This is a genomic window from Anaerosoma tenue, assembly GCF_023161965.1.
Taxonomy (GTDB): Bacteria; Actinomycetota; Coriobacteriia; order Anaerosomatales; family Anaerosomataceae; genus Anaerosoma; species Anaerosoma tenue.
Genome location: NZ_JALNTY010000003.1, coordinates 210,406 through 230,256, shown reverse-complemented (window position 1 = coordinate 230,256; position 19,851 = coordinate 210,406). Strand labels below are relative to the sequence as shown.

Here is a 19,851-nt window from a genome sequence, read left to right as displayed (position 1 = left end):
TGCAGGTGATGTACGACCCTGATGTGCACGAGGGTGATGTCGCCGACCTGTCCGGCCTCGTTGCTTTGCGCGCGAGGATCGGGGATTGTCACCGGTGCCCGCTGGGGGACACGCGCACCACTCTCGTCTTCGGCACGGGCGATCCGCATGCACGGCTGATGTTCATCGGAGAAGCCCCGGGGCGCAACGAGGACCTCAAGGGCGAGCCGTTCGTGGGCGCTGCGGGGCGTCTGCTCGACGAACTGCTTGGCAGCATCGGGCTGCAGCGGCAGGACGTGTATATCGCGAACATCCTCAAGTGCCGTCCGCCGGGGAACCGTGACCCCCTCCCGGAGGAGGTGGTCACGTGCACGCCGTTCCTCACCGAACAGGTGAGGTTGATCGACCCCCTTGTGGTGGCGACGCTCGGCAACCACGCCACGAGGTTCGTGCTGGACACGGCTCGCCCCATCAGCGCACTGAGGGGGCGTCTGTTCGAGAAGGACGGGCGGGGGATCGTGCCGATCTTCCATCCGGCTGCGGCGTTGTACGACAGGTCGAAGGCGCAGGTCTTGTTCGAGGACTTCCGTCGGCTGAAGGTCGTTCTTGAGCGTGGCGCAGCGGACGACGGTGCGCCGCATCCGGACCAGCCGCCGCTGTTCTGAGGAAGCGCGTATGATCTCGGCGTTCATCACCCATAGCGTTGTGGAGACGGAGCGAGCGGGAGCGCTGCTAGCGCCACTCTTGCGTGCGGGCGACGTGGTGGCGCTCGCGGGGGATCTTGGCGCCGGTAAGACGCATCTCGTGCAGGGCGTCGCTCGCGGGCTTGGCGTGACCGATCCTGTCACCAGCCCCACGTTCAACCTGTTGCTCGTGCATCCGGGCGCCCTGCCGTTGTATCACTTCGACCTGTATCGGCTGGAGGGAGCGCGTGAACTGGAGGATATCGGGTTCTTCGAGACGATCGAGGCCGACGGCGTGTCCTTCATCGAATGGGGCGACCGGTTCCCGGGAGTGCTCCCGCACGACCACGTTCTCGTATCGATAGCGCGGGGTACGGACGACGAGCGCAGGATGGCCATCGAGTCCTCGGGGGCCAGGGGCCGTGAACTCGCACGCCAGTGGCTTGACGTGCTGGGCAGCAGGGGGCGTGCATGAGGCCCTTCATCGCGTTCGACACGGCGACCGACCACCTGGCCCTTGGCGTCGGGGACCTTGACGACCCCGGCAGGTTGCTTGCGGAGGTGGACCGGCCAGCACCACGGGCAGCGAACACGGTACTGCTCGCGGCTATGGATACCCTTCTGAGCGAGAGGGGCATCGAGCCGGCGGACCTCGCCGCGGTCGCGTGCGGGCGCGGCCCGGGGTCCTTCACCGGTGTCCGCATCGGCGTCGCGACCGCGAAAGGGGCGGCGCATGGCGGGCGGCTCCCGCTGGTCGGGTTCAGCACACTCGATGCGATCGCGTGGAGGGTGTGGCTCGCAGGACAGGTCGACCCCGGGGGTCTCATCGGCGTGATAGGTGATGCCATGCGGGGCGAGGTCTACCCGGCTCTATTCCGGGTGACGCCGGAGGGGCTCACGCGACACGGCGACTACGGGGTGACGTCTCCGCAGGCCTGTGCCGCCGCGTGGTCATCGCTACGTGAGAAGGTCGTACTGGTCGGCGCCGGGCTCGCGAAGCATCGTATGGTGTTCGAGGAGGTCTTGGGCGAATGTGCGGTCGTTGCAGAGTCGCGATGGTGGACGCCTGACGGGGCGGGCCTCGTGGCCGCGGCGTGGGCCGCTACGGGTGACAGCACGCTCTCCTCTGTAGCCGGCATGTCGACCGCAGAGGCGTATGAGAAGGCGCACCCCGGGAGATTGCTGCCGATCTACACCCGTCTGTCGGATGCCGAGGAGGCGGAGCGCAGACGTGAGCGCTCCTCGACTCCCGCGAACGGTGTGGCAGGTCCGCTGGAGGGTGGACCACGATGAGCGTACGCCCGATGACAGGGTCCGATATCCCCGCGATCGCGGGGATCGAGCGTACCAGCTTCGACGACCCGTGGAACGAGGCGCTTTTCGGGGACGAACTGGGCCGGCCCGATCGCTCGTGGCTCGTGGCGACGTCACCTGATGGTCGGATCCAGGGTTACGGTGGTGTGATGGTCACGCATGGTGACGCACACCTCATGGACCTCGCCGTAGAGCCGGGGGTGCGCGGTTCCGGTCTCGGGCGTCGACTGCTCTGGGCCCTCGCGGAAGGATCGGTGGCGCTGGGTGCGCGTCGGATGACGCTCGAGGTGGCGGCGTCCAACGCGGCTGCCGTCAGCCTGTACGAGTCGTGCGGTTTCGACATCAGAGGGCGACGCCGAGGGTATTACCCGCGCACGGGCGATGACGCTCTGTTGATGTGGTCGCGACCACTGGGCCCGCACTTGGACGCGATGCGAGCGGCCGTGGCCGGTGACGATCTCGTGCTGGCCATAGAGAGTTCGTGCGATGAAACGGCGGCTTCGGTCATGCGAGGCGGCACGGAGCAGCTGTCCAACGTCGTAGCGAGCCAGGTGGATTTCCACGCGAGGTTCGGTGGCGTGGTGCCGGAGATCGCGTCTCGCAAGCACACGGAGGCGATAGCGGGGGTCGTGGACGAGGCGCTGGAGGCGGCCGGTGTGAGGCTGTCCGACTGCCACGCGATGGCGGTGACCATCGGACCCGGCCTTGTGGGGGCGCTCGTCGTCGGCGTGGCGTATGCGAAGGGTCTGGCGTACACAGCCGGTCTGCCTCTGGTGGGGGTGAACCATCTGGAAGGACACATCTACGCGGCCCGTCTGCTCGACCCGGGCCTCGAGCCCCCTATCGTGGCGCTGCTCGTGTCGGGTGGGCACACCATGCTCGTGCACATCACCGAGTGGGGCAGGTACGAGACGATCGGCAGGACCCTGGATGACGCCGTAGGCGAGGCGTTCGATAAGGTCGCCAAGTTGCTCGGGCTGGGCTACCCGGGCGGACCGGTGTTGTCGCGTCTCGCCGTTGATGGTGACCAACAGGCGATCCCGTTCCCGCGCCCGATGCTCCGGACCGACGACCTCAACGTTTCGTTGTCGGGCCTCAAGACCGCGGTGATCCAGTACGTGGAGGGGGAGCGGTCGGCAGGCAGGGCACTGCGCCTTCCGGATATCGCCGCATCGTTCCAGGCCGCGGTGACCGATGTGCAGGTGGCCAAGACGGTGCGTGCGGTGAACGAGCACGGGGCCCGCGCCGTGGTGCTCGCCGGCGGTGTCGCAGCAAACCCGTTCCTGCGCGAGCGTCTTCGGGGTGCGCTTGATGATATGGGTGTCAGGTTGAGTGTGCCACCCATGGACCTGTGCACCGACAATGCGGCGATGATCGCGGCAGCCGCGCACGATGCGATCTCGGCCGGCCGCTTCCTGGGTCTGGGGGCGGATGCTGTGCCCAACCTACGCCTCGGCCACGCCGTCTGACCGATACCATCCGGCAGAGGCACGGTGCCGCGCTGCGTATCCTTACGCATTATGAATCCATGCCGCATACGATGACCGCCTCCAAGGGGTATCATCAATCCGATATCGTCTGAGGGTGCCGCCGCGCGGATGCGTCGGCGTGTACCGAGAGGGGGCACGTGAGTATGCTCGTGAGACGGGGGAGTACTGGTGTCACTGTGTTGGCAGTGTGGTGCGCACTGCTCATGATGGTGTCGAGCGTCGCGTTCGCCAAGCCGGGAGATTCCGGCATCTCCACGCAGGCCACGGTGTCGGTGCCGGCAGACTCATGGGAATCGGATGACACATCCACGACAGCCCGGACACTGCCGAAGACCAGCTATCACACGCTGGACTCCTGGACCGATACCGACTGGATGAAGTTCAGCGTCTCGGCCACCGGCACGCCGTTCGTGTTCGAGACACAGATCACCGAAGGCAATACCTACTTCGATCTGTACATGTACCTCTACAAGCTCGAAGCCGATGGCTCGCTTACCGAGGTGGAGAGTTCGGATGACCACAGCTACTGGTCGGCGTACTCGGAGTTCATCCAGTGGGAAGCTTCCTCGCCAGGCACGTACTTCCTCGAAGTCACCGGCTACGGTGACGGCGAGACCGGGATGTACACGCTGCACTGGGACAAGGGCTTCGCGCGCCGCATCGCCGGTGCGGACAGGTACCGGACAGGTGTTGAGATCTCGAAGCTGATGTACCAGATGTATCACACGTACTACGACTACGGGTTCTACACGTCCGGCGTGGTCATCACGAGCGGTTCGAGTCCTGCGGATGCGCTTGCCGGCGGCTTGCTCGCGTCGTCGGTCGACGGACCATTGCTGCTCTCGGGTCCGACCGGCCTGAGCGCCGAGACGCGGGCGGAGATCTCAAGGATCCTGCGACCCGCGGTCTACTACGACAACAGCCCGCTGACCATCTACATCCTTGGTGGCACGGTTGCGGTGCCGTCCGCCGTGGAGACGCAGCTCCGGGCCATCCCCGAGGTGGCGGCGAGCCTGAAGGAAGAGAATCTCGAGATCGTACGGCTGAGCGGCGCCAACCGTTACGAGACTGCGGCCATGGTCGCAGAGGCTGTCGATTCCGTCGCGGGGATCACCGACACCGCCTACATCGTCGGGGGCACCGCATGGGCGGATGGTGTGGCAGTAGGCGCACCCTCCGTGTACATGGGCTCCCCGGTGCTGTTGACGGCACAGGGGTCGCTGTCACCCGAGGCGGCACAGGCGATCGATGATCTCGGCATAACCACGGCTTACGTCATCGGCGGGGAGGCCGTGGTCTCATCCGATGTCGAGGATGATCTCGTGGACATGCTCGGCGCAGCGAACGTCGACCGCCTGTCGGGCGGTTCACGTTACGCGACGGCGTGGGCGGTCGCGGAGCACGGCGTCGACATCGGCCTGAACGCCGACCGTATGATCCTGGTGAGCGGCCTCAACTGGCCGGACGCCCTGGTCGCAGCCCCCATGGTGTATCAGTACGGCGCGGGCAACGGTGTGTATGGCCCCATCATGCTCACGAGCCCCACGTCGCTCTCCGGGGAAGTCAAGGCGTTCGTGGAGGACCACGGGCAGCCTGATTCGCTCTGCTACGTGGTGGGCGGCACGAGCGCGGTGAGCGATACCGTGCTGAACCAGTTCAACGCCTTGCGGGCTTCCGTGCCGAACTGATCCTTCCCGACAGCAAGACACAGCATCGCCGAGAGGGCCGGGATTCACCGGCCCTCTTCGTGTGCGCCGGAATCTGAGTGCGACACCATCAGATTTTGTGTGACGGGTATTGCATTCGCACGTCCTCTCGGCCTAGAATCACGTTGCTTGGCACTCGGAGGGCGCGAGTGCCAAACGACCGCAAGGGGACGCAGGGTGATCTCCGCACGTGGTGCGGTATCCAGTGTGTTCGTTCCGATCGAAGAAACAGGAGGGTAGAGCATGAACCTGAAGCCGCTGTTCGACAACGTCGTCGTCAAGCCGGCCAAGGCCGAGGAGCAGACCAAGAGCGGTCTCGTGATCCCGGACTCAGCCAAAGAGAAGCCTCAGAAGGGCGAGATCGTCGCGGTGGGCGACGGCCGCTGGGACGACGAGGGTGAGAAGCGTGTGCCGATGGACGTGAAGGTCGGCGACGTCGTCATCTACAAGGAGTGGGGCAAGACCTCGATCAAGATCGAGGGCGAGGAGTTCTTCATCATGTCCCAGAACGACATCCTGGCCGTAGCGAACGGCTAGCATCCGTCCTGTTCCACCGACCCTGACAGAAGGAGGGGATCAGCCACATGGCTAAAGATATCCGATTCGACGAAGAGGCCCGGCGCGGCCTCGAGTCCGGCGTCAACAAGCTGGCGAACGCGGTCAAGGTGACGCTTGGCCCGCGCGGCCGCTATGTCGTGCTCGAGAAGAAGTTCGGCGCCCCCACGATCACCAATGATGGTGTGACCATCGCCAAGGAGATCGAACTCGACGATCCGATCGAGAACATGGGCGCGCAGCTCGTGAAGGAAGTCGCCACCAAGACCAACGACGTCGCCGGTGACGGCACCACCACCGCGACGCTGCTCGCCCAGGTCATCGTCCGCGAGGGCCTGCGCAACGTGGCGGCAGGCGCGAACCCGCTTGCCGTGAAGCGCGGCATCGAGAAGGCGGTGGACACGGTCGTTGAGACCATCAAGGGCCACGCCAAGGAGATCGAGGACCGCGACGAGATCGCGCACGTCGGCTCCATCTCGGCGGCCGACGAGAAGATCGGCGACAAGATCGCCGAGGCGATGGAGGTCGTGGGCAAGGACGGCGTCATCACCGTCGAGGAGTCGCAGACCTTCGGCATCGACATCGACACCGTCGAGGGCATGCAGTTCGACAAGGGCTACGTCTCGCCGTACATGATCACCGACTCCGATCGCATGGAGGCCGTGATCGACGACCCGCTCATCCTCATCGCCAACAGCAAGATCGGCAACATCCAGGACCTCCTGCCCGTGCTCGAGAAGGTCATGCAGGCAGGCAAGCAGCTCCTCATCATCTCCGAGGACGTGGAGGGCGAGGCGCTCGCCACGCTCATCGTCAACAAGCTGCGCGGCACGTTCACCTCGGTGGCCGTCAAGGCGCCGGGCTTCGGTGACCGCCGCAAGCGGATGCTCGAGGACATCGCCATCGTCACCGGCGGTCAGGTCGTCAGCGAGGAGCTTGGCCACAAGCTCGAGAACGTGACGCTCGACATGCTCGGCCGCGCCGAGAAGGTCAAGGTCACCAAGGACGACACCACGATCATCGGCGGCAAGGGTTCCGAGGATCAGATCAAGGCCCGCATCAACCAGATCAAGGCCGAGATCGAGAACTCCGACTCCGACTTCGACCGCGAGAAGCTCCAGGAGCGCTTGGCCAAGCTCTCCGGCGGCGTGGCCATCATCAAGGTGGGCGCGGCGACCGAGGTGGAGCTCAAGGAGAAGAAGCACCGAATCGAGGATGCGCTCCAGGCGACCCGCGCGGCCGTTGAAGAGGGCATCGTGGCGGGCGGTGGCGTGGCGCTGACCGACGCGACCCCGGCGCTCGAGGCCCTCGAGCTTGCGGGCGACGAGCAGATCGGCGTCAACATCATCAAGAAGGCGCTGGACGAGCCGCTGAAGCAGATCGCGGCCAACGCTGGTTATGAGGGCTCCGTCGTGGTCGAGAAGGTCAAGGCGCTCGACGCCGGCCAGGGCCTGAACGCCGCTACCGGCGAGTACGGCGACCTGCTCAAGATGGGCGTCATCGACCCGGTCAAGGTCACGCGCAGCGCGCTGCAGAACGCGGCGTCGATCGCGGCCCTTATCCTGATCACCGAGACCACCGTGAGCGACATCCCGGCCAAGGACGACGCTGCGGCAGCGGCGGCCATGGCGGGCATGGGTGGCGGAATGGGCATGATGTAGCCCGTAAGCCGTTCGTGTCGCGTGGAAGCGGGGCCCCGGGCCATACGGTCCGGGGCCCCGCTCGGTTACAATGGCGGCACGCTCACGAAGGGAGTCCGCGATGACCCAGAACGTACACTTCCTCGCGGAGTGGAACCGCCTCAAGAACGAGCACACCCACGACCGCGACAGCGCGAACAACTACGGCTGCTTCAACGTGGAGGCATGCCGCAACTGCAACTACATCTACAACGCCCGAGGCTGCATCGGCTGCCACAATTGCGACAGCGTGATCGAGTGCGTGCAGTGCGTCGACTGTCGTGACTGCGCCTACTGCGTGGGCCTGAACGGCGCGCGCTTCCACATCCTCAACAAGGAGTACACGGAAGAGGAGTACTACGCGAAGCTCAAGGCGTTCGGCATCGACTGGACCGTGGAGGCGTTCGATCCTCTCGATCCGTACGGGTCGCTCGGCTAGGCGCTGAGGCTGGAGACCCCGGCGATCGCGAACCGGAGTCCGAGATACACCAGGAACACCGCGCACGCGCCAAGCAACACCCGGTACGCATGGTCGGGCAGGATGCGCCGTCCACGCGCGGTAGCGGCGATCACGAGGCCGTACCACGCTATGTCCGCCATCTGATGGCCGATGAAGAACGCGGCCACGCCGACGGCTCCGATCGCAAGACCGTCCGATGCGAGCTTCACGCCCACTGTCGCCCACCAAAGCGTCCAGTACGGATTCGAAAGGCTCACGGTGACGCCCTGGATGACCGGCCCGAGCTTCGGCTCCGGGGTCACGGCGCCGGGGACGGGTACCGTGGCGCCGGAGAGCGTGTCACGTGCGAGCCCGAAGGCCAGCCATAGCAGGATCGCGCCTCCGACGATGCCGAGAACGCTGTTCACCACGGGTGCGGCGAGCAGGCGCTGGAGTCCGAAGGCGAAGCCCACGAGCAGCGCGCCCTCGAGCAGGGCGTGCCCCACGAGCATCAGGGCCGCCGACGCGGGGCCACGGGTGAGCGTGCGGGATATCGTGACCGTGAGGAACGGTCCCGGCGCCATCGCGCCCGAGAGCCCCACGAGGAACGCGGCTCCTCCCAGCGTGAACGCGTCGGCGATCCCGGCGTTCATCGGTATCCCGCTCCTGCGGAAGCGTGTGGAGCATCGATGCGTGGAGTGGGTGCCATGATGCTATAGTAGCGCAGCGCCGGGCAGGTCCGGCTGCGTAAGGAAGCACGGTGCGAAAGGGGTAGGCGTGTCGCTCTCCATCGGGATAGTGGGGTTGCCCAACGTCGGCAAGTCCACGCTCTTCACGGCCTTGACGCGGCGGCAGGTCGACGCGGCCAACTACCCGTTCGCCACGATCGAGCCCAACGTGGGCCTGGTACCCGTGCCGGATTCCCGGCTGGACCGTCTCGCCGAGCTGGTAAAGCCACAGCGGGTCGTGCCGGCGACGGTCGAGTTCGTCGACATCGCCGGGCTCGTGAAAGGTGCGAGCGAAGGCGAGGGCCTTGGCAACCAGTTCCTGGCCAACATCCGAGAGTGCGACGCCATCGCGGAGGTCGTGCGCTACTTCTCCGACCCCGGCGTGATCCACGTGGACGGCCGTGTCGATCCGGCATCTGACGTGGAGACGATCAAGACCGAGCTTATCCTCGCGGACCTTGCCACCATGGAGCGTGCGGTGCCGCGGCTCGAGAAGGAAGCGAAGCGCGATGCAGCGCTCGGCCCCAAGCTAGCCGTGGCTCGACGCCTTGAGGAGTGGATGGGGCAGGGCCATCGTGCCCGTACCATGGAGATGTCCGACGAAGAGCGGACTCTCATCCGGGATCTGCACCTGCTCACGATGAAGCCGATGCTGTACGTGGCGAACGTCGATGAGAGCGAGATCGGCGCGCCGCTCACGGAGATCGACGGGATCGCGCCCGTGCCGATCTGCGCGAAGATCGAGTCGGAGATGGCGGAGCTTGAGCCCGAAGAGCTCGCAGAGTACCTGGAGATGGAGGGCCTGGCGGAGCCGGGGCTGAACGCGCTCGTGCGTGAAGCGTACCGGCTGCTCGGCCTCCAGTCGTTCTTCACCGCGGGGGAGCAGGAGGCACGCGCCTGGACGGTGAGGGTGGGCGCCAAGGCGCCGGAAGCCGCCGGAGTCATACACACCGACTTCGAGAAGGGTTTCATCAAGGCCGAGGTCATCGCCTACGTCGACTACGACGCGCTTGGAAGCGAGACCGCTGCCAAGGCAGCCGGAAAGCTGCGGATCGAGGGCAAGGACTACGTGCTGGCCGACGGTGACGTGGTGCACTTCCGCTTCAACGTGTGAGACAGGGCGTCAGCGGAGCGCTTTGTCCAGCATCCAGTCGTGGAGGTAGGGGAGCACCGTCGATCCTCCCACCATCGTGAACGACTTGATGCGCGTCTCGTGGTTCTCGATGTACAGGCGCGTGTGGTTGCTGAGCGTGCGCGGCTGGACCAGCAGTATCGGCGAGACCGATTTCGCTCCTCGCACCCCTGCGGTCAGACAGTCCGGGTATGCCTCGCCGTTGGCCACGTAGTGGACGGTCGGGTCGGTGAAGAGCGTCTGCACGATGGCGGTGTTGGTGGCGTAGCGGTCCGGGCCCGCCAACCTGGTGGCGGTGGGGAGCGTGCTCTCCAGCGCCGGCGTGATCACGCTCGTGCCGCCGATGACCAGCGTCGACCGCCATGTGTCCGCGTGTGCGGCGGCAAACGCCGCTGTAGGGGCGCTCATGTCGTCGGGTCGTACGAGCAGGACGGGTATCTCGTTCGCGCCTGCGTACGAGGAGATGCTCACGGCGTCTGCGGGACCCGAGCCCGTGACCACGCAGACCTGCCCGCTCTCAGGCACGCCCACCCTGTCCGCGATGAGAGCGGCGGTCTCGTATCGGTTGGCGCCCTGGATCCGCTCGGTGGCCGACTCCTCGATGCTGGCCGCTCGCGCCGCCGCCGCCGCGATCTCCTGCGACACCGCATCGGTCCCGCCGAGCACGATCAGACGCTCCGGCATGAGCCGGGCAAGCTCCGCGGCTGTCTCGTCTGGCAGCGAATCGCGGCCGGTGAGCAGGAGCGGGGCGTCGAGGGCGTGGGACAGCGGGGCGCTGGCCAGCGCGTCAGGCCAGTTCTCACCGGTCGCAAGCAGCACGGTGCCGGCGCCGTCGGGCCAGCCGTCGAGCGAGAGTCCCGCAGCGGTGCCGTAGCGCCGATCCCCCGCGACGCGCGGCCAGATCGACCGGTACGGATCGCTGGCGAAGTACCCGTCCACGCCGTCGGCGATGGCGCGTGCGATCGTCGCCTGTCCACTCGCCGACGTGATGTATGCGCGGTCCGAGGCGTTGGAGAGGAAGCCGCACTCGGCAAGGATCGCCGGCATGTGCGACCACCGGATCACGTAGAAGCCGGTGGTCTTGGCGCCGCGGTCCCTGAGCGGGATGGCGTCGATGACCTCACGGTGCACGAACGTTGCGAGGGTCGCTCCCAGCCGGTCTTCAGCGGCCGAGTAGGTCTCGTAGCCCTGCGCCGCGCTCGTGATGCTCGCGTTGTTGTGTATCGAGATGAAGATGTCGGCGCCGGCGGCGTTCGCGCGGTCGCAGCGGGCTTGCAGGTCGTCGCGCGGAACGCCATCGCTGTACCGGGTGGTGCCGTCGGCGAACCAGTCCCAGGTGTCCGTCTCGGAGTCGTACCGCCAGATCGCCCGGTCGGTGGGCCCCACGGTCACGTCGCTTGTACGCGACATCGTGACCGTGTGACCGCGCGCGACGAGCTCCGAGCGCAGCCTGAGCGCGATCTGCAGGTTGACGGTCTTCTCGGCGACGCCCGCATAGACGGCGCCAGGGTAGATGCCACCGTGACCGGGGTCGATGAAGACACGCGCGGCGTATGCGGGGGAAGCCAGGGCGAGGGTGCTGGCGAAGGCGATCATGGCCAGCAGCATGCTGGCGCCGATCACGGGCCGGTGTCTACGGTACATTGCTACGGTCGGCCTTTCGGGTCGTATGCCGGCGGATGATGCCGCCGCGGAACCACGAATTGCCGGTATTATAGCGCAGAGTGTTCAACAACATCGGTCGAACCCCTACAATACGTCTACCGGGGCGGTCGGCATCACAGCTATCTGACACACCGATAGGATCACAGTCTCCTTCAGACCAGGTGTCGCCCGTTTCGAACACGGGGCTTGACCCTGGTCTTTGCACATAGACGGACGGCGGTTCCGGGAATACCGGACAAGAGAGGCGGCGCACAGCATGGAGATCGAGATCGGGCGTGGCAAGACGGCACGGCAGGCGTACGGATTCGACGACATCGCGATCGTCCCAAGCCGCCGGACCCGTGACCCCCGGGATGTGAATATCGGCTGGGAGTTCACGTTCAAGGGTCGCGACTACACCTTCGAGCTTCCCGTGCTCGCGTCGGCCATGGACGGTGTCGTGGATCCCGCGTTCGCCATCACGCTCGGCAAGCTGGGCGGTCTTGCGGTGCTGAACCTCGAGGGCATCCAGACCCGGTACGCCGACCCGGCCCCCCATCTCGACGCGATCGCCTCGTTCTCGCGTGAGGAAGCCACCCGCCGGATGCAGGAGATCTATGCCGCCGAGGACGTGAAGCCCGAGCTCGTGAAGCAGCGTGTCGCCGAGATCAAGGCGGGAGGCGTGCTCGCCGCCGCTTCGCTCACGCCGCAGAACGTGGAGAGGTTCATCGGTCCGGCGCTCGAAGGCGGACTCGATATCCTCATCATCCAGGGCACGGTGGTCTCGGCGGAGCATGTCTCGAGCTACGACAAGCCGCTCGACCTGAACGCCTTCATCGCGTCGCTCGACATCCCGGTGATCGTCGGCGGCTGCTGCAGCTACCAGGGTGCGCTGCATCTCATGCGCACCGGTGCGGTAGGCGTTCTGGTGGGCGTGGGTCCGGGTCACGCGTGCACCTCCCGCCGCGTGCTGGGTATCGGCGTGCCGCAGTGCACGGCAGTCGCTGACGCCGCGGCGGCCCGCATGCGGCATCTTGATGAGACCGGCGTGTACTGCCACGTCATCGCTGACGGCGGGATGCGTACGGGTGGCGACCTTGCCAAGGCCATCGCGTGCGGCGCTGACAGCGTGATGATCGGCTCGCCGCTGGCCGCCGCCGCTGAGGCGCCGGGCCGCGGCTACCACTGGGGCATGGCGACCTTCCACCCCGACCTGCCCCGCGGCACGCGTGTCTTCGCGGGCCAGAAGGGTACGCTTGAGGAGATCCTCACCGGTCCGGCGCATGAGAACGACGGCACGCTCAACCTCTGCGGCGGGCTTCGCACCTCCATGGCGACCTGCGGATACGAGAACCTCAAGGCGTTCCAGAAGGCCGAGGTCATGGTGGCCCCGGCGCTGCAGACGGAGGGCAAGTTCCTCCAGCAGTCGCAGGGCGTCGGCATGGGTCGCTAGGTGATGGCGTGACCGACTACCACGACCAGCAGCCCACGGTCCTCGTTCTTGATTTCGGTGCGCAGTATGCGCAGCTCATCGCCCGGCGCGTGCGCGAGGCGCGTGTCTACTCGGAGATCGTTCCGCACGATATCAGCCTCGAGGAGATCCAGCGCCGCCAGCCGGCGGCGCTGATCCTCTCCGGTGGCCCGGCGAGCGTCTATGCGCCTGACGCGCCCAAGATGGATGCGCGCATCTACGAGGCGGGGATACCGATCCTCGGGTTCTGCTACGGCATGCAGCTCATGGCGCTCGACCTCGGTGGCCAGGTACCGCATACCGACATCGGCGAGTACGGGTTCGCGGAACTTGTCGTCATGGAGCCGGAGTGCCGGTTGCTCGATGGCGTGCCGGAGAGCTCGCAGTGCTGGATGAGTCACCGCGACAGCGTCGGTTCGCCGCCGGACGGCTTCCTCGTGACGGCCCGCACGACGGTCACGCCCGTCGCCGCGATGGAGGACCCCGAGAGGAAGCTCTACGCCACGCAGTTCCATCCCGAGGTCGCCCACACCGCCTTCGGCCAGCAGATCATCAAGACCTTCCTGCACGACATCGCCGGGATACCGCCGGTATGGACGATGCTGAACATCATCGATGAGACGGTCGGGCGTGTGCGGGAGCAAGTGGGGGATGGCCGCGTCATCTGCGCACTGTCCGGTGGTGTCGACTCGAGCGTGGTGGCAGCCCTGCTGCATCGAGCCATCGGCGACCAGCTCACCTGTGTGTTCGTAGACCACGGTTTGCTGCGTCTGGACGAGGCAGACCAGGTGGTGCGCACGTTCCGTGACCAGTTCCAGATCGATCTCGTGCATGTGGAGGCCGAAGAGCGCTACCTGTCGCTCCTTGAAGGTGTGACCGATCCCGAGCAGAAGCGGCGCATCATCGGCGAGGAGTTCTGGAAGGTCTTCTTCGAGGAAGCCACGAAGCTCGAGGGTGTCGCGTGGCTTGCGCAGGGAACGCTCTATCCCGACGTCATAGAGAGCGGCAACAAGACCGCTGCGAAGATCAAGAGCCACCACAATCTCATCCCCTTCCCGGAAGGCGTGCACTTCGACCTCATCGAGCCGCTGAAGGCGCTCTTCAAGGACGAGGTCCGCGCCGTGGGCTCGGAACTCGGCCTGCCGGATGAGATCGTGCATCGTCAGCCGTTCCCGGGGCCGGGACTCGCGGTGCGTATCATCGGTGCGATCACGCGCGAGAAGCTTGACACCCTGCGTGCTGCGGACGCCATCGTGCGTGAGGAGATCGGTGCGTGGGATGTGGATCGGAGCGTGTGGCAGTACTTCGCGGTGCTGCCCGACATCCGCAGTGTAGGCGTGATGGGCGACGAGCGGACGTACGGTCATCCGATCATCGTGCGAGCGGTCGCCTCGGCTGATGCCATGACCGCCGACTGGGCGAGGTTGCCGCACGACCTGCTGGCGCGGATGAGCAACCGCATCATCAACGAGGTCGAGGGTATCAACCGGGTAGCGTACGACATCACGAGCAAGCCTCCCGGAACGATCGAGTGGGAGTAGGGATCAGAGTCATGTGACGCGGCGCCGGATGACCGGCGCCGCGTGCGCCATAAGGGCGTTGCACTGCACGGACCGTCGAGGTAAGGAGAGCGACCGTGACCGACGAATCCCGGGCCCAGGAAGAGATCGCCGCGCATCGAGTTCGAATCGACGAGGTCGACTGCGAGATCGTGCGGTTGCTGAACGAGCGCGCTGCGGAGTCGCTTGCGATCAGGGCGCTGAAGCCGCAGGTGCACTGGGGTCTGTACGATCCCAAGCGTGAGGAGGAGATCTTCGCCCATCTGGCCGCCTGCAACCAGGGACCCCTGTACGCGGAGAACCTGCGCGAGATCTACGAGACGATCCTGCACGTCATGAAGGAGATGCGCGGATGAGCGGCGAACGGAACGTGACTACCGACGCTGTCGTGCGCGACGGTGGAGTCACCGTCATCGCCGGCCCATGCTCGGTGGAGAGCCGCGAACAGATGCGCGAGGTGGCCGCGGCCCTGAAGGAACTCGGCATCCGGGTGATGCGCGGAGGAGCCTTCAAACCGCGCACGTCGCCCTTCTCGTTCCAGGGGCTCGAGCTCAAGGGCCTGGAGCTTCTGCGCGAGGCGGCCGACGAGTACGGACTGCTGGTGGTGACCGAGGTCACCGACTCGGCCAATGCGGCAGTGGTGAACGAGTATGCCGACATCCTGCAGGTGGGCACGCGGAACATGGCGAACTTCAGCTTGCTCAGGAAGATCGGAGAGGTCACGGCCGACTCGCGCAAGCCCGTGGTGTTCAAGCGGGGTATGGCCGCCACCATCGAGGAGTGGCTCCAGGCGAGCAACTACATAACGTTGCACGGGAATGAGAACGTGATCCTGTGCGAGCGGGGGATCCGAACCTTTGAGACCGCGTACCGCTTCACGCTCGACATCACGGCGGTGCCGGTCGTGAAGAGCCTGTCGTTGCTGCCGATCATCGTGGATGTGTCCCACCCGGCAGGGCGGGCCGACCTCGTGCCCGCGATCTCGCGGGCGGCGGTCGCGGTGGGCGCCGACGGCATCATGATCGAGGTGCACCCGAACCCGCGCGAGGCGCTCTGCGACGGCCCTCAGTCGCTCGATCTCGAGGGGATCCGTTCACTGATGGACGAGCTTCGTCCGATAGCCGGAGCGGTCGGGCGCTCGCTGGCGTAGGCTCACGGGCCGGGGGCGTTCAGTCGGTTATCCGGGTCACGATCTGAGGCGCCATCCTTGCGCAACCTTGTTGTGAGTCGCCGGTGCTGGCACAATGTTTGTTAGCTGTATGCCTGGAACCCGGCTCGTGCATGCGTATGGCATCGGCACAAGGAGGCGGCACGATGGCATCGTCGACACCGTTCAGCAAGATCTGCGTCCACTGCGGGGCTGAGGGTGTCGCGCGCATCGGCTACTGCACGGAGTGCGGCGAGGTCGTATGCGAGCGCTGCGGTGACACCCAGCTCAGCATGGGCAAGTCCCGCGTCATCCACCACTCGTGCCTTAGGACGGCGGGGGAGTCCACCTTCTCCATGATCAAGTTCGTCCAGTAGCGCACCGGCGCTTCAATCGGCCGCCGTCGCGGGGTACACTGTTCACCCCATGACACTTTCTCTCTCGGACCTCAATCCGGCGCAGCGCGACGCCGTCACCACCACAGAAGGGCCTCTGCTCGTGCTCGCTGGAGCAGGGAGCGGTAAGACCCGTGTGCTCACCTACCGCATCGCCAATCTGATCGAGAACCATGGGGTGTCTCCGGCGTCCATCCTGGCGATCACCTTCACCAACAAGGCGGCCGGCGAGATGCGGGAGCGTTTGATCGACCTCGTGGGGCCGTCGGCACGTCCGATGTGGGTGATGACGTTCCACGCCTTCTGTGTGCGGCTGCTGCGTGCCGACGGTGCCCGCCTCGGCTATTCGCGGTCGTTCACGATCTATGACGATGACGACAGCCGACGCCTCCTTGCGAGCGTGCTCACCGAACTGGATGTCGATACGAAGATGCATCCGCCACGGGCGGTGGCGGGCCGCATCTCAACCGCGAAGAACGAGCTTGTGGGTCCTGCCACGTATCGTGAGCGGGCGGTCGTGCCCCCGGAGAAGGTGGCGGCTCGGGCGTACGAGCTGTATCAACGGCGCCTTGCCGAGGCGAACGCGATGGACTTCGACGACTTGCTCGTGAATGCCGAGCGGCTGCTGCGAGAACACCCTGACGTCCTCGAGTTCTACCAGGACAGGTTCCGCTACGTCATGGTGGACGAGTACCAGGACACCAACAAGGCCCAGTACGAGATCGTGAACCGGCTTGCTGCCCGCGATCGGAACCTCATGGTGGTGGGTGACGACGACCAGTCGATCTACTCCTGGCGCGGGGCCGACATCCGCAACATCCTCGAGTTCGAGCGCGACTATCCCGACGCCACGGTGATCAGGCTCGAGCAGAACTACCGCTCCACAGCCACCATCCTCGCTGCCGCCAACGCGGTGGTGGCGAACAACCAGGGCCGCAAGCCGAAGACGCTCTGGACCGCGAACGCCGGCGGGGAGGCCATCACCCGGTACGCGGCCACTGACGAGCGGGACGAGGCCCGGTTCATCACGGAGGAGGTGGAGCGGCTCCTGCGGGAGGAGCACCGCTCGTACGCCGATTTCGCGGTCTTCTACCGCACCAACGCACAGTCACGCGTGATCGAGGACATGTTCCTGCGCGCGGGTGTCCCGTACCGCCTGGTGGGCGGGACGAGGTTCTTCGACCGCGCGGAGATCAGGGACGTCATGGCGTGGCTGCGCGCCACCGTGAACCCCGCCGACACGCAGTCGCTGGTCCGCGTGATGGAGAAGCGCGCCGGCATCGGGAAGACGACGATCGAGGCGCTCCGTGCGAAGGCGATCGAGGAGGGCATCACTCTCGCCAAGGCCATAGCCCGCGCAGGCGACAGCGGCTGGGTCGCCACGGCCCCGGCCCGGAAGGTCGCGGGGCTGGCGGCCGACCTGGAGGCGGCTCGAACGGCCGAAGGCGAGACGTTGCGGGAGCGAGTGGAGCGCATCGTGACCGCTTCGGGGCTGCTCGCGGCTTTGGCCGCGGAGCGCACCAGCGAGGCCGAGGGCCGTGCCGAGAACATCCGCGAGTTCTTCGGCGTGGTGGATGAGTACGACGCGCAGCACGAGGAGCCGGAGCAGCGAACGCTCGAGGCGCTGCTCGAGTGGGTGGCTCTCCGCACCGACCTCGACGAGATCGCCGAGGACGATCGTGCTGTGACGCTCATGACGCTCCATGCCGCCAAGGGTCTGGAGTTCCCCGTGGTGTTCCTCCCGGGGATGGAGGACATGATCTTCCCGCACGCGAGCGCGATCTTCGAGCCCACGGGCCTGGAGGAGGAGCGCCGGCTGTGTTACGTGGGCATCACCCGGGCGCGCGAGCGGTTGTACCTGCTGCACGCGGGTTCGAGGATGCTGTTCGGCCAGACCCAGTACAACCAGCCGAGCAGGTTCATCGACGAGATCCCGGACGAGCACCTCGCGGTGGAAGGCGTGGGCTCGTCGGGCTTCGGGGCCTCGGCGCCCGGGCGTGGCCGGGGCGACCGCGGAGGATCCGTCAGGTGGGGTGGCGGCTCACGTCGCGATCAGGCGCCAACGGGGGGGCGCGTGTTCGGTTCCGGTGTGCGGGCGGCCCGTGAGCCGGAGGAGAAGCTGGTGCTCGCTGTTGGTGACACGGTGGACCATAAGGTCTTTGGCCGGGGCGTGGTCCAGTCCGTCACGGGTGACAAGGTGAGTGTGACGTTCCCGGAAGGCGGGACGAAGAACCTGCTTCTAGGGTACGCTCCGATACGGAAGGTCGAGGGCTGAGCGGCACCACGGGCGAGAGGATGACGATGGGACCTGTCTTCGTCTTCGGGCATCGCAATCCCGACAACGATTCGATCTGCTCTGCGGTGGCGTACGCACACCTCAAGAACGTGACTGATCCTGATGAGGTGTACCTGGCGGCACGCCTCGGCCCTGTGCCACCTGAGACCCAGTGGGTGTTCGAACGCTTCGGGGTCGACCTGCCCGAGGAGATCCCGCATGTGCGCACCCGCGTCCGGGACGCGATGAGCGCCGACGTGGTTTCCATCGGAGTGGATGAGAATCTTCGCACGGCGGGCGCCCTGATGCGCGAACGCGGAGTGCGGGCGCTTCCCGTGGTGGACGACGAGGGTGTGGTGCGCGGGCTGCTGAACCAGAGCACGCTTGCCGAGCTCTATATCGGCGAGACCGAGATGCTCGGGTTCGAGAAGCTGCCGGTCACCGTGGGCGAGCTCGCCGAGGCGCTGGGCGGCACGGTCCTGTGCGGCGAGTCAGGGACGCTGCTCAAAGGACACGTGCTCATCGGCGCGATGGAGCCGGGCACCATGGTGTCGTACATCCGCGTCGGCGACACGCTCATCGTTGGCGACAGGGTACGCACCCAACCGCTGGCGATCGAGGCCGGAGCCGCATGCATCATCGTCACCGGCGGCTCGGCCCCTGAGAAGACGGTGGTCGATCTCGCCCGCACGCGCGGAGCGGCGATAGTGACGAGCCCCCACGACACCTACGCCACCGCGCGACTCGTCAACCTGGCGCATGCGGTCGGTGGCGTGATGGACGCGACCCCGCTGCTCGCCGACCCCGACGCACTGCTCGCCGAGGTGGCCGAGGACCTGATCGAAAGCGCGCACCGGGAGGCGCTGGTGGTGGATCAGGACGCCCGGCTCATCGGCATCCTGACACGCAGCAACCTCGCGCGTGGCTCGCGTAGGCGGGTCATCCTGCTCGACCACAACGAGGTGTCCCAGTCGGCACCGGGCGTCGAGGAGGCGGCGGTCATGGAGATCGTCGACCACCATCGCGTGGGCGACATCCAGACCGTCTCGCCGATCCTCTTCCTCAACCTGCCGGTGGGCTCCACTGCCACCATCGTCGCGGAACGCTATCGTGATCTCGGCGTCAGCCCGCCCGATCCCATCGCCGGGATCCTGCTCTCGGCCGTCCTGACCGATACCGTGCTGCTGAAGTCGCCCACCACCACACCGCTCGACCGCGAGGTGGCCGAGAGGCTGGCAGCGCAGATACACACCGATGTCACCGATTTCGGGCTGGAGATGTTCCGCGCGCGTTCCGCGAGGTCGGCGTTCTCGGCCGGCGACGCGGTGAGCCGGGACCTGAAGGAGTACCGTGTCGGAGAGGTGACCATCAGCGTGGCGCAGGTGGAGACCGTGGATGCAGGAGAATACCGGGATCGCTCGGCGGAGCTCTCAGAGGCGCTGGAGGCGTTCAGGGTCAGGCGTGGACTCGACCTCGCCATGCTGCTCGTGACCGACGTGGTCAAGGAGGGAAGCGAGGTGTTCGCCGCGGGGAAGCGGCGCATCGCCGAGCGTGCTCTCGGTATCGACCTGACGGATGGCTCCGCATGGATGGACGGGGTGCTGTCGCGCAAGAAGCAGGTCGCCGCGCGGTTGCTCGAGGGTCTGGGGGGATGA

The 19,851-nt window shown here is 66.3% G+C and carries 18 protein-coding genes; 16 read left to right on the top strand and 2 right to left on the bottom strand.

Annotated features, from left to right (window positions below; translation table 11 throughout):
- Positions 1-8: 8 nt before the first annotated feature.
- The 8 genes from MSB02_RS08735 (at position 9) to MSB02_RS08700 (ending at position 7,845) form a co-directional block, all read left to right on the top strand.
- Positions 9-644, top strand: coding sequence for a uracil-DNA glycosylase (locus MSB02_RS08735; protein WP_267194854.1), 636 nt, complete (start codon positions 9-11; stop codon positions 642-644).
- 10 nt (positions 645-654) lie between these two features.
- Positions 655-1,137: a tRNA (adenosine(37)-N6)-threonylcarbamoyltransferase complex ATPase subunit type 1 TsaE gene (gene tsaE, locus MSB02_RS08730; RefSeq protein WP_267194853.1), complete on the top strand. Its 483-nt coding sequence runs from the start codon at positions 655-657 to the stop codon at positions 1,135-1,137.
- Complete coding sequence (gene tsaB, locus MSB02_RS08725) at positions 1,134-1,955, top strand: tRNA (adenosine(37)-N6)-threonylcarbamoyltransferase complex dimerization subunit type 1 TsaB (protein WP_267194852.1); 822 nt, start codon at positions 1,134-1,136, stop codon at positions 1,953-1,955. The genes tsaE and tsaB overlap by 4 nt, the downstream gene beginning before the upstream one ends.
- Positions 1,952-3,445 (top strand): tRNA (adenosine(37)-N6)-threonylcarbamoyltransferase complex transferase subunit TsaD, encoded by a 1,494-nt coding sequence (gene tsaD, locus MSB02_RS08720; protein ID WP_267194851.1) that lies wholly within the window; start codon positions 1,952-1,954, stop codon positions 3,443-3,445. The genes tsaB and tsaD overlap by 4 nt, the downstream gene beginning before the upstream one ends.
- Before the next feature lie 224 nt (positions 3,446-3,669).
- Positions 3,670-5,154, top strand: a complete 1,485-nt coding sequence (locus MSB02_RS08715) for a cell wall-binding repeat-containing protein (protein WP_267194850.1) — start codon at positions 3,670-3,672, stop codon at positions 5,152-5,154.
- 261 nt (positions 5,155-5,415) lie between these two features.
- Positions 5,416-5,709: a co-chaperone GroES gene (locus MSB02_RS08710; RefSeq protein ID WP_267194849.1), complete on the top strand. Its 294-nt coding sequence runs from the start codon at positions 5,416-5,418 to the stop codon at positions 5,707-5,709.
- A gap of 47 nt (positions 5,710-5,756) precedes the next feature.
- Complete coding sequence (gene groL, locus MSB02_RS08705; RefSeq protein ID WP_267194848.1) at positions 5,757-7,388, top strand: chaperonin GroEL; 1,632 nt, start codon at positions 5,757-5,759, stop codon at positions 7,386-7,388.
- 100 nt (positions 7,389-7,488) lie between these two features.
- On the top strand, positions 7,489-7,845 hold the full coding sequence (locus MSB02_RS08700; RefSeq protein ID WP_267194847.1) for a hypothetical protein: 357 nt from the start codon (positions 7,489-7,491) through the stop codon (positions 7,843-7,845).
- Here the strand turns inward: MSB02_RS08700 and MSB02_RS08695 are convergent.
- Complete coding sequence (locus tag MSB02_RS08695) at positions 7,842-8,498, bottom strand: LysE family transporter (protein ID WP_267194846.1); 657 nt, start codon at positions 8,496-8,498, stop codon at positions 7,842-7,844. The two genes, MSB02_RS08700 and MSB02_RS08695, sit on opposite strands and share 4 nt — an antisense overlap.
- A gap of 124 nt (positions 8,499-8,622) precedes the next feature.
- On the opposite strand from MSB02_RS08695, the gene ychF reads away from it, so the two are divergent.
- Positions 8,623-9,687, top strand: a complete 1,065-nt coding sequence (gene ychF, locus MSB02_RS08690; RefSeq protein WP_267194845.1) for a redox-regulated ATPase YchF — start codon at positions 8,623-8,625, stop codon at positions 9,685-9,687.
- 9 nt (positions 9,688-9,696) lie between these two features.
- Here the strand turns inward: ychF and MSB02_RS08685 are convergent, their stop codons facing one another.
- A complete protein-coding gene (locus MSB02_RS08685) occupies positions 9,697-11,349 on the bottom strand; it encodes an N-acetylmuramoyl-L-alanine amidase (protein ID WP_267194844.1) in 1,653 nt (550 codons plus the stop codon).
- A gap of 277 nt (positions 11,350-11,626) precedes the next feature.
- On the opposite strand from MSB02_RS08685, the gene MSB02_RS08680 reads away from it, so the two are divergent.
- From MSB02_RS08680 to MSB02_RS08650, 7 genes are all read left to right on the top strand, one after another.
- A complete protein-coding gene (locus MSB02_RS08680; protein ID WP_267194843.1) occupies positions 11,627-12,802 on the top strand; it encodes a GuaB3 family IMP dehydrogenase-related protein in 1,176 nt (391 codons plus the stop codon).
- An 8-nt stretch (positions 12,803-12,810) separates the two neighbouring features.
- On the top strand, positions 12,811-14,361 hold the full coding sequence (guaA, locus tag MSB02_RS08675; protein WP_267194842.1) for a glutamine-hydrolyzing GMP synthase: 1,551 nt from the start codon (positions 12,811-12,813) through the stop codon (positions 14,359-14,361).
- A gap of 95 nt (positions 14,362-14,456) precedes the next feature.
- Positions 14,457-14,735, top strand: coding sequence for a chorismate mutase (locus tag MSB02_RS08670; protein ID WP_267194841.1), 279 nt, complete (start codon positions 14,457-14,459; stop codon positions 14,733-14,735).
- Positions 14,732-15,529 (top strand): 3-deoxy-7-phosphoheptulonate synthase, encoded by a 798-nt coding sequence (gene aroF / locus MSB02_RS08665; protein WP_267194840.1) that lies wholly within the window; start codon positions 14,732-14,734, stop codon positions 15,527-15,529. Before MSB02_RS08670 ends, aroF begins: the two co-directional genes overlap by 4 nt.
- A gap of 164 nt (positions 15,530-15,693) precedes the next feature.
- The gene (locus MSB02_RS08660; RefSeq protein WP_267194839.1) at positions 15,694-15,903 is read left to right on the top strand and encodes a hypothetical protein; all 210 of its coding nucleotides are present in this window, start codon (positions 15,694-15,696) and stop codon (positions 15,901-15,903) included.
- A gap of 49 nt (positions 15,904-15,952) precedes the next feature.
- Complete coding sequence (locus MSB02_RS08655) at positions 15,953-18,196, top strand: ATP-dependent helicase (RefSeq protein WP_267194838.1); 2,244 nt, start codon at positions 15,953-15,955, stop codon at positions 18,194-18,196.
- A gap of 26 nt (positions 18,197-18,222) precedes the next feature.
- Complete coding sequence (locus tag MSB02_RS08650; protein ID WP_267194837.1) at positions 18,223-19,851, top strand: putative manganese-dependent inorganic diphosphatase; 1,629 nt, start codon at positions 18,223-18,225, stop codon at positions 19,849-19,851.

Bases quoted from the DNA above. Each gene is read 5' to 3' on its own strand.
- MSB02_RS08660 (WP_267194839.1), top strand. From the start codon at position 15,694: ATGGCATCGTCGACACCGTTCAGCAAGATCTGCGTCCACTGCGGGGCT.
- MSB02_RS08650 (WP_267194837.1), top strand. From the start codon at position 18,223: ATGGGACCTGTCTTCGTCTTCGGGCATCGCAATCCCGACAACGATTCG.
- MSB02_RS08655 (WP_267194838.1), top strand. From the start codon at position 15,953: ATGACACTTTCTCTCTCGGACCTCAATCCGGCGCAGCGCGACGCCGTC.
- tsaB (WP_267194852.1), top strand. From the start codon at position 1,134: ATGAGGCCCTTCATCGCGTTCGACACGGCGACCGACCACCTGGCCCTT.
- MSB02_RS08700 (WP_267194847.1), top strand. From the start codon at position 7,489: ATGACCCAGAACGTACACTTCCTCGCGGAGTGGAACCGCCTCAAGAAC.
- MSB02_RS08710 (WP_267194849.1), top strand. From the start codon at position 5,416: ATGAACCTGAAGCCGCTGTTCGACAACGTCGTCGTCAAGCCGGCCAAG.
- MSB02_RS08715 (WP_267194850.1), top strand. From the start codon at position 3,670: ATGATGGTGTCGAGCGTCGCGTTCGCCAAGCCGGGAGATTCCGGCATC.
- MSB02_RS08685 (WP_267194844.1), bottom strand. From the start codon at position 11,349: ATGTACCGTAGACACCGGCCCGTGATCGGCGCCAGCATGCTGCTGGCC.
- tsaD (WP_267194851.1), top strand. From the start codon at position 1,952: ATGAGCGTACGCCCGATGACAGGGTCCGATATCCCCGCGATCGCGGGG.
- aroF (WP_267194840.1), top strand. From the start codon at position 14,732: ATGAGCGGCGAACGGAACGTGACTACCGACGCTGTCGTGCGCGACGGT.
- MSB02_RS08695 (WP_267194846.1), bottom strand. From the start codon at position 8,498: ATGAACGCCGGGATCGCCGACGCGTTCACGCTGGGAGGAGCCGCGTTC.
- MSB02_RS08735 (WP_267194854.1), top strand. From the start codon at position 9: ATGTACGACCCTGATGTGCACGAGGGTGATGTCGCCGACCTGTCCGGC.
- groL (WP_267194848.1), top strand. From the start codon at position 5,757: ATGGCTAAAGATATCCGATTCGACGAAGAGGCCCGGCGCGGCCTCGAG.
- tsaE (WP_267194853.1), top strand. From the start codon at position 655: ATGATCTCGGCGTTCATCACCCATAGCGTTGTGGAGACGGAGCGAGCG.
- MSB02_RS08680 (WP_267194843.1), top strand. From the start codon at position 11,627: ATGGAGATCGAGATCGGGCGTGGCAAGACGGCACGGCAGGCGTACGGA.